The 2,223-nt window shown below is 38.9% G+C and carries 3 protein-coding genes; all 3 read left to right on the top strand.

Going from position 1 to position 2,223, the window contains the following annotated elements:
• Positions 1 to 767: 767 nt before the first annotated feature.
• The 3 genes from QUA13_RS32235 (at position 768) to QUA13_RS32245 (ending at position 1,888) form a co-directional block, all read left to right on the top strand.
• Positions 768 to 1,139 (top strand): transposase family protein, encoded by a 372-nt coding sequence (locus QUA13_RS32235; RefSeq protein WP_333205133.1) that lies wholly within the window; start codon positions 768 to 770, stop codon positions 1,137 to 1,139.
• Between the two features lie 43 nt (positions 1,140 to 1,182).
• Positions 1,183 to 1,494 (top strand): transposase family protein, encoded by a 312-nt coding sequence (locus tag QUA13_RS32240; RefSeq protein WP_333205137.1) that lies wholly within the window; start codon positions 1,183 to 1,185, stop codon positions 1,492 to 1,494.
• A gap of 223 nt (positions 1,495 to 1,717) precedes the next feature.
• Positions 1,718 to 1,888 (top strand): hypothetical protein, encoded by a 171-nt coding sequence (locus QUA13_RS32245; protein ID WP_333205135.1) that lies wholly within the window; start codon positions 1,718 to 1,720, stop codon positions 1,886 to 1,888.
• Positions 1,889 to 2,223 lie beyond the last annotated feature (335 nt).

Below are 2,223 nucleotides of genomic sequence, written 5' to 3' on the forward strand. Positions count from 1 at the left end.
GTCGCTTTTACGAACAAGGTCTGAGGGCTGCAACCCTTATTCGGTCTATATCCTAAGCCTCTTTGTCACCCCCCCAGGAGCGTAACAGCAAGCTGTATAACGGCAAAACCTCTAAAGCTTTAAAACGGCAAAACCATAAATGTGGGAAATGTGGGTTAAAAATGCTAGGCGATGAAAAGGTGCATCTACATCATGTAGACGGAAACCACAGTAATTGGAAAATAAACAATCTTCTAGCGGTTCACGAAAGCTGCCACGATTATATCCACATGAGCAAAGGCGCGAGCCAAGAACATCGGGAGCCGGATGCGGTGAAAATCGCACGTCCGGATCTAACTGAGAGATGCGGAGGATAATACCTCCCATCGACTCAACCAGAAGCTATTTCTTTGTCCATATCTTTTTGTGGAAGTTGTAAGTTATTCATTTTTTTTGTCATCATCTAGTATTGCATGTAATTGTACCGCAATCATGATAATGATTTAGGATTGCTATAGCTGTCGATATACTTGGCTTTCCCTTCTTTACTCACCCTCTCCAAAGCTAGCTTATCTGATGATCTGCAAGCTGATTGAAATGCTTGGACAAAACATCGATTACTTCAAATCTAAACCTGCCGAACTTCCCAAAACTACCATCTTGTTAGACAACGGGTACCACCCTGAGAAACGCAACTCTTGCCTTGGAGGAGATTTATCCTGAAGGCATCTCCAAAATAGTAACATTATGTGGTAAAAGAACATCAGAGACTTTTTTTACACAGAAACATGAGCGACATCCTAAATCATATTGAAGAGAATCATAAAGAAACACAGCGATTAATTGGTCTGGAATATGAACAGTTACAACAATTGCTCCCAAATGCCGAACGATTACATCATGAAAAACAAGCTTTACTAGAATCCAAGAAAGTGAGAATTATTGCGGGTGGAGGAGGTCGAAAACCCAAACTATCTATTCCCGAACAAATAATTTTAACCTTGGTTTATCTTAGGCATATGACAACATTTCAACTTCTGGGCATCCAGTTTGGAGTAAGTGAATCTACAGCTAATGACACATTTAACTATTGGTTTCCGCACCTGCGAGAATTGCTACCATCTAGCTTGCTGGAACAAGTAAAAAAAAAACGCTGCTGACCACGACGCAATAGTTAAGGAAATACTCGCAGAATATGAATTAATAGTAGATACCTACGAACAAGTCAGAGAAAGACCTGGAACTCGTGATGAACAAGAAAAATACTTTTCAGGCAAGAAGAGTAATCATACATTTAAAACTCAAATAATTATCATGCCAGATGGTAGAGATATAGTTGATGTTGTGGCAGGGGAACCTGGACCTAAAAGCGATATAACCTTATTCCGAGAATATCGCTCAGAGTTTGATCCTCAACTCATATTTAAGGGAGATAAAGCTTACGTTGGAGAAGATTTAATAACAACTCCCATTAAAAAAACCAGAAAAGGAGAATTAACAACAGAACAAAAATAACAAAATAAAGCGTTTTCTGCTCGCCGAATTTTTGTGGAACATCGAATTAGATCGGTCAAGATATTTCGAGTTGCCCAAGAAAGATTTAGATTAAATACCCAGAAAGAAATATGAGCAAGTAATTTTAACGATTTGTGGAATAGTAAGATTGCGAATAGGAGCGCTAATACAGCACTTCCGGATGTTAAGAGGTACAATAGAATTGACTAAAAATAATATACCAATGAAAGCATACTCAGTAGATTTGCGATCCAAAATAGTAGCAGCCCATCTAGATCAGAAGCTGTCGATCAGAAAAACAGCAGAAATATTTGCCTGCAGTAAAAGCTCTTTTCAAAAACTTGTCAAGCAACAAAAAATAGAAGGAAATTTACAGCCTAAACGAGAGTGGTAAACCCAGATTAAGTCATTTAAATAACGGCTCAACAGAAGTAAGAGAAATAGTGGCAGCACATCCCGATGCAACCTTGGTAGAATTGTGTGAGTTATTCGCCCAAAAGACCGGAAATTGGGTAGGTAGAACAGCAATGTGTAGTGCCTTACAGAAGTTAGGATTAAATCGCAAAAAAAAACTGTCAGGAGTAGCCAAGCAGGAACAGAAAGAGTCATGAAGTTAAGGTTAGAGTATTGGGAAAAAGTCAAGAACATCGAGCCCAAAAATTTAGTATTTTTAGATGAGACTGGAGTATTGCTAGGTTTAAGCCGAACTCATGCACGTTCTCAACTAGG

This window comes from Microcoleus sp. S28C3 (assembly GCF_036700785.1).
GTDB classification, from domain to species: Bacteria; Cyanobacteriota; Cyanobacteriia; order Cyanobacteriales; family Microcoleaceae; genus Microcoleus; species Microcoleus asticus.